We start from the raw sequence: 6,290 nt of genomic DNA, 5'->3' as shown, positions 1-6,290 counted from the left end.
CCGTTTCCGGCCTGGATTCGCATCCGAATTTCCCCTGTCGGCGGGGCCGCCTTCCGGCGTGACCACTACGTTAGGCGATTCCCCCAGCCACTCAAAATCGAGCGGAAGAGACACCATTTCGGCATGCCGAAACAGGCCCCTACAAGGGATCGTCGTACCAGTAGTGGGTGCCACCGGACGTGGCGGAAGGTGCTGCCCGGGCCGTCATGCTGACGTCCTGGCAACTCGGAGAACACTACACGACGAGCAGACCAACGCCAAACGGCGTCAGCCCTGGCCGCTGGCGAGGGCGCGACTGCGGTCGCGAGCGGCTTCCAGGGCGGCGATGAGGGCCGCGCGGACGCCGTGGTTCTCCAGCTCGCGGATGGCGTTGATGGTGGTGCCGGCCGGAGAGGTGACGTTCTCCCGCAGGCGCACCGGGTGCTCGCCGCTGTCGCGGAGCATGACGGCGGCCCCGATGGCGGCCTGGACGATGAGGTCGTGCGCCTTGTCCCGGGGCAGGCCGAGCAGGATGCCCGCGTCCGTCATGGCCTCGACCAGGTAGTAGAAGTACGCCGGGCCGGAGCCGGACAGGGCCGTGGCGGCGTCCTGCTGTGCCTCGGGGACGCGGAGTGTCTTGCCGACGCCGTTGAAGATCTCCTCGGCGTGCGCGAGGTCGGCCTCGCCCGCGTGCGTCCCCGCCGAGATGACGGACATGGCCTCGTCCACCAGGGCCGGGGTGTTGGTCATGACGCGGATGACGGGCGTGCCCCCGGCGAGACGCGCCTCGAAGAAGCTGGTCGGGATGCCCGCCGCGCCGCTGATGACGAGGCGGTCGGCCGGAGTGTGCGGGGCCAGTTCGTCCAGCAGCGCGGCCATGTCCTGTGGCTTGACGGTGAGGATGAGCGTGTCGGCGGCCTGCGCGGCCTCGGCGTTGCTGACGGCCTGGACGCCGTACCGCGTGCGCAACTCCTCGGCGCGTTCCGCGCGGCGGGCGGTCACCATGAGGTCGGCGGGTGACCAGCCCCCGCGGATCATCCCGCTGAGCAGGGCCTCACCGATCTTCCCCGTGCCAAGCACGGCCACTTTCTGCGTCATGCACCTCATCCTGACACCCCGGCTCCCCGCACCCGGGCCAAGCCTCCCTGGGTCCCATGGCGTGCCGGACCACCCGGCACATCTTCACCGGGTGCGGGAGCGGCGCGTCACGCACCGTTGGGCGCGCCCCACCCACCGCGTACATCCGCCTCACTCCGGAAAGACCGGGGGCAAGCACGACGGAAGATCTGGTCACACCTGGGCGGCAGGACAGGCGTGGACCACTACTCCTCACGCCTGATCCACTCGCCGCCGCCCAGCGGATACTCGAAGCCCGGGCGGTCGGCGCGGCTGCTGGTACGGAACGGGGCGCCGTTGTTGTCAATGTGCACGGTGCCCTGTCGGCTGCCGCTGGACCACTTCAGGGTGAGATCCCAGCGGACGTCGTGCGCCCTGGTGTGCGCGGTGACGTAGAAGACCAGCGGGTCGGTCTCGGTCACGCTGTACGGGAAAGCCCGCTGCCCGTTCCTGACGGCGACGGTGGGGCTTCCGGCGTCCAGATCGACGTCGAAGGACGCGGACTCCACCCTGCCGCCGCAGCCCGATCCCATCGCGTAGTCGTTCCAGGCCAGCGGAGTGCTCTTGGTGAGGACACGCACCTGAAGCGAGCCCAGGACGACGGTCTCCTTCCCAGAACCCTGGAGCGTGACGGCGACACGCTGCTCCCCGGAGGAGACCGCGTCATACGCGGCGGCCCAGCGCGGCGCGTCCTGTTCCGTGGCCGGTGGCGGGCCTACCTGGGCGGGCTCGCTGTTCACCAGAAAGTGCTGGCTGCACGGGCCGTCGTAGACGTAGGGGCGGGTGACGACGCTCACCGAGGCGCCGCTGGAGGACGCGCCCCCGCCACGCTCCCCACCTACCGCGTCCGGTCTCTCCTCCGCGCTGGGTGCGGAGGAGTCGGGCGTGGGGCGTGGGGCGGAGGGCTCGCCGGGCGCCGGACTGAGGGAAGCCTGTGCGCTCCGTGATCCATCAGGGGAGGCGGAGGGGGACGGCCGCGCGCTGTCTGCCCGACCGGTGGTGGAGCCGGTGCCGACGGCCGGGGCCGGGGCGGCCTCTCGCCCGCTGCCGTTGGGGGACGCGGACATGTTCACGGCCAGCACCGCCACCCCCAGCACGGCGGCGGCCACAGCGGCGGTACCCAGCGCGACAGGGCGTCGGCCCGGGCGCGGGAGAGCAGCGAACCAGGTTCGGGGCGCTGGGGACGGGGCAGGGGCCTTCGCCGCCGGTTCACCCTCCGGCGCGTCGTGTGGGCCGTCGTTGGCTCCGCCGCCCCCGAATTGCGCCCCGGCGACAGCAGGCGCAAGGGGCGGCCCCGCACGCTCCCGCGCCGTACCCCCCGCCCCCGCCTTACGTCTGCGAGCCGCGTCCGCCAGCACCCAGCACCGGTGCAGCTCCACCAGCTCCTGGGGCGTGGCCCGGCACACCCGGGCCATCCGCTGGACCGGTGCGTAGTCGGCCGGCGTCGTGCTGCCGATGCAATAGCGGTGCAGCGTGGACGTACTCATGTGCAACCGCTTGGCGAGGGCTCCGTAACTCAGTCCCGAGCGTTCCTTGAGCCCGCTCAGCAGCTCCGCGAATACCTCCGCGTCCGCGTCCCCGTCTCCCCCGCTCGCTCCCGTGACCCCTGACACCGCTCTCCCCTCTTCCCCTCACGACAGCCCCGGCACGACCCGGCACATCTCACGCCCCGTTCCAAGCCCCGACGTTTTCCCCGGCCAAGCGTGTTCCGGCATCCCAGCGTCCCCAACTGCCCGGCCATGGCAGCGACTGGGACGGATGACCGCACACGCTCGGATCATCCAGGCACCACACCGACCGGCACGCCGGAGGAGTCACCCACATGCCGAACATCTCTACCCCGCGCACGCGTCTGCTGACCGCCGCCGCTGCCGCCACGATCGCCGTCTTCTCCCTCGCTGCCTGCGATACGCAGCAGAGCCCGAAGGCGGTGGGAGCGGCCCTGGCCACCCCCACAGCCACGCCGGACCCAGCTCTCTCCGCGCCCACGTCCACCCCGCCCAGCCCCAGCGAGAGAACCCGGCCGTCCTTCACCCCCGTGAGGTCGTCCTCCGGGACGGTCCCGGCCCTGGGCAGGAACCCCGTGGTCACACCGGGCAACACGGTGGTGACGGGCACCGCAGGCGTCGGAGACGGAAAGGGCGTCACCTGTGACGGCGCCAACACCACGACGGAAGCCGCGCCCCTGAGCCGCCCCGTCAATCGCCTGCTGCTCACGGTCACCAACACCGGCACGACGCCCTGCTACCTCTACCACTACCCCGCCCCCCGCTTCGGTGCAGCCCAGTCGGTGCCCCCAGTCATCGAGGAGTCGCAGCCGCATGCCGTCGTCACGCTCGCCCCGGGCGAGTCCGGCTTCGCCTCGGTGCACCTGTCGGCCGCGGACGGCAGCGGCAAGCACGGCCGGACCGAGAAGACCCTCACCGTCTACTTCCAGGGCCGCACTCCTGACCAGAACCCCTCCGCGGGTGCCAAGCCGGAGCTGCCCGCCAAGGGCGTCTACATCGACAGTTCCCTCAAGGTCACTTACTGGCAGCAGTCGATGGAGGACGCCCTTCTTTGGTGACGTTCCCCACCGGCCACCCGAAGTCGTCTGCCCCGGCTGCGCACGATGTGGCGGCAGAGACCTCCCCGGCCGGCGGGGGCGCCATGGCCTACCGTGCGGCCACCATGAGTGAAGAGCGTGCCGGGTGGGCGGGGACCATGCCTGAACTCCCCACCCACCCGGACGGCTACAGCAGGTGGTCGGCCTTCCCGGCTTTGATCTCCCGGATCAGGTTGCCCAGCGCCGCACGCGAGTCCGTGAGGTAAACCTCCTCCCGCCCCGCCACCGCGATGTAAGCGTTACCGTCCGCATCTGTACCAAGGCGGAAGCAGTTGTTTCCCTCTCCACAAAAGGGTTCTTCCCAGTGAATCTCTTGCACGCTCAGGCTCCTTACAGGTTGTGGATGATGCTCCGGATGAAGCTTCGCGACTCGTCTGGTGGCAAGCTCATCTTGTCCATCCATTCCAAATGAGCGCGATATTTCGAGAGTTGCAAGTCGGCATGCATGAACTCAGGCCCATGCGCGGAGTCAAGCTGCACCGTGTCAAGTTGGGGCACAGCCCCTTCCGCGTAGAGCAAGGCGTGCCCAGCTCCAGGGAAGCTACCGCGCTCCACGGGAACCACGCGCACAAGGACGTTCTCTCGCTCTCTCTCCGCAATCAGCTTGTTGAGTTGCGTCCTGGTTGCGTCGCGACCGCCGAAGAGCATGCGGAGAGCTGCCTCGTGCACGTAGGCCACGTAGTCCACCGGCTGCTCGCGATCCAGTACGCGCTGTCTGCCCATCCGGTGAGCCACACGTAGTTCGATTTCGAGGCGTGGCAAGGCAGGCAGGACCGCCGCGAAGACGCTTCGCGCGTAGTCCTCGGTCTGAAGGAGACCGGGCACGTGAACAGTCTGAATGGTCTGAAGGCGAGAGGCATGCCACTCCAGCTCAACGATGTCCAGCAGACCTGACGACACCTTACCCCGGTACTCCTCCCACCAGTGCTGTTGGAGCGGCTTGGTGAGCTCGACGAGAGCGGACAGGTACCTCTCGTCCGCGCATGCGCAGTGGGCCGCCAGGGTTCGTAGGCGCTCAGCGCTGATATTGCGAGTACCTGACTCGATGTTTGAAATCTTGCCCCGGTCAACGCCGAGTAGACCGGCGACGTACTCGGCAGTGAGTCCCGCCTCCGTGCGCATCTTCTTGATCTCGATGCCAAGACGACGCTGCCGCTGTGTAGGTGTCGTGCGTGGGGGCATCGACGGCCCTTCCTCCTCGGTACAGGGGATCAGTCTGCCGAGCGTGACCGCCATGATCCACGGGGAACAAAGTACCACCACGCTAGTGGCGCATGTACCACCTCATGCTCTACCTTAGGTGATGCGACGCTCACGCAAGGCGAGAGGCCGAAGAGCATCGCGCGAGCGTGCCCGGGTCCTCCTGCCCTGGGAGGGGTGTGCCCGCGCCAGGGAGCCGAGGTGATCCGGGCCTGCCTCGCCGTGCCTGCCGACGAGCGCGGCGCCCCCAACACCTACAAACCGCTGCTGGCCGCGGCCTTCTCGGGCAGCCGGGTACTGCCCGACTTCGTGCTGGACCGCACGACGAAGGGCGGGTTCAACGCCCTCGCGTACGCGGGCCTGCGCGACAACGCCCCGGTACTGCGGAATCTGCTGGGGCCGACGTCACAGCTGACCGCGCTCGGGCTGGTTACCGAGCAGCCGGTCGCCGACGCGCTCGCCCGCGCGGCGGCCGGGCGGCCGACCGCGCAGGGTGCCCTGCACCTGGTAGTGGCCGCCGAGGTGTGGCTGCGGCAGCAATCCACCGCTCCGGCGTCGTGGTGGGAGAAGGTGAGCGGCCGTGTGGCAGCTGCATGAGACCGCCCACCCGGTCCTCACCGACGAGGGCGGCGCGATCCTCAGCGAGCAGACCGGACGCTGGGTTTATCTGACGCCGACCGCGTCGGCCGCGGTGATGCTGCTACTCGCCTCTACAAGCGAGGAAGAGGCCGTCGGCTACTTCGCCGAGCGGTACGGCATCGGCTGCGGGCAGGCGGCCTCCGACGTCCGCACGGTCGCCGAGGCCCTGGCCGCCCAGGGCCTCGCTCACGACGGCCAGGCGGCGGAGCCGCCCCGCCGGTGGAAGTGGTGAGGTCGTGACCAGCATGGAGGCGTATTCCACCGTCCGCACCGGGACGTATCCCGAGCGCCTGGCTGCCGCGTTCGGATTCGCGCTCGCTCTAGTCCTGCTCCGGCTGCCGTTCCGGCACACCGTCCGGGCCACCTGCCTCGCCCGCAGGGTCGGGCGGCGCCCGCTCGCCTCGGCCCGGGCTGAGGCTTTGGTCGGCGCCGTACGACACACCGCACGCTGGTGGCCAGGCCGGGCCGCCTGCATGGAGACCTCCCTTGGGGCCGTACTCGCCGCCGCCCTACTCGGCCGACGCCTCACCTGGCACCTGGGAGCACGGTTCGCGCCGCCGCCAGTCGAATACCACGCCTGGGTCGAACTGCCCGGGCACGGTCCCGTCGGGGAATACACCGCCGCTGGATGGCACCACCACACCGCACTGACGGTCTGACCCCTTCTCGCACGGCCGGGCGCGTGTCCTTCACCCGCTCGGAGCAGTTGCCGCATCCGAGTGCCCGTACCCGCCCCCTCTAAGGAGTGAGC

The 6,290-nt window shown here is 69.8% G+C and carries 8 protein-coding genes; 4 read left to right on the top strand and 4 right to left on the bottom strand.

Annotation, left to right across the window (positions count from 1 at the left end; translation table 11 throughout):
* Positions 1–267: 267 nt before the first annotated feature.
* Entirely contained in the window at positions 268–1,077 is an 810-nt protein-coding gene (gene proC / locus JJV70_RS15110; RefSeq protein ID WP_219048476.1) for a pyrroline-5-carboxylate reductase, read from the bottom strand.
* A gap of 224 nt (positions 1,078–1,301) precedes the next feature.
* Positions 1,302–2,708: a transcriptional regulator gene (locus JJV70_RS15105; RefSeq protein ID WP_219048475.1), complete on the bottom strand. Its 1,407-nt coding sequence runs from the start codon at positions 2,706–2,708 to the stop codon at positions 1,302–1,304.
* Positions 2,709–2,917: 209 nt separating this feature from the next.
* On the opposite strand from JJV70_RS15105, the gene JJV70_RS15100 reads away from it, so the two are divergent.
* A complete protein-coding gene (locus tag JJV70_RS15100; RefSeq protein WP_219048474.1) occupies positions 2,918–3,661 on the top strand; it encodes a DUF4232 domain-containing protein in 744 nt (247 codons plus the stop codon).
* 166 nt (positions 3,662–3,827) lie between these two features.
* On the opposite strand, the gene JJV70_RS15095 is transcribed toward JJV70_RS15100, so the two are convergent.
* Both JJV70_RS15095 and JJV70_RS15090 read right to left on the bottom strand, forming a co-directional pair.
* Positions 3,828–4,019: a hypothetical protein gene (locus tag JJV70_RS15095; protein WP_219048473.1), complete on the bottom strand. Its 192-nt coding sequence runs from the start codon at positions 4,017–4,019 to the stop codon at positions 3,828–3,830.
* A gap of 11 nt (positions 4,020–4,030) precedes the next feature.
* Complete coding sequence (locus JJV70_RS15090; protein ID WP_219048490.1) at positions 4,031–4,882, bottom strand: helix-turn-helix transcriptional regulator; 852 nt, start codon at positions 4,880–4,882, stop codon at positions 4,031–4,033.
* A 219-nt stretch (positions 4,883–5,101) separates the two neighbouring features.
* Here JJV70_RS15090 and JJV70_RS23410 point away from each other — a divergent pair, with 219 nt between their 5' ends.
* Genes JJV70_RS23410 through JJV70_RS15075 form a run of 3 tightly spaced genes read left to right on the top strand, consistent with a single transcriptional unit; the run spans position 5,102 to position 6,198 of the window.
* On the top strand, positions 5,102–5,497 hold the full coding sequence (locus JJV70_RS23410; RefSeq protein WP_219048472.1) for an asparagine synthase-related protein: 396 nt from the start codon (positions 5,102–5,104) through the stop codon (positions 5,495–5,497).
* Positions 5,481–5,771, top strand: a complete 291-nt coding sequence (locus tag JJV70_RS15080) for a PqqD family protein (RefSeq protein ID WP_219048471.1) — start codon at positions 5,481–5,483, stop codon at positions 5,769–5,771. The genes JJV70_RS23410 and JJV70_RS15080 overlap by 17 nt, the downstream gene beginning before the upstream one ends.
* A gap of 13 nt (positions 5,772–5,784) precedes the next feature.
* The gene (locus JJV70_RS15075; protein WP_219048489.1) at positions 5,785–6,198 is read left to right on the top strand and encodes a lasso peptide biosynthesis B2 protein; all 414 of its coding nucleotides are present in this window, start codon (positions 5,785–5,787) and stop codon (positions 6,196–6,198) included.
* Positions 6,199–6,290: the final 92 nt, after the last annotated feature.

Source organism: Streptomyces sp. JJ66, from assembly GCF_019303495.1.
In the GTDB taxonomy this organism is placed as follows: Bacteria; Actinomycetota; Actinomycetes; order Streptomycetales; family Streptomycetaceae; genus Streptomyces.
The sequence above is the reverse complement of the archived record's forward strand: the minus strand, read 5'-3'. Positions and strand labels throughout refer to the sequence as shown.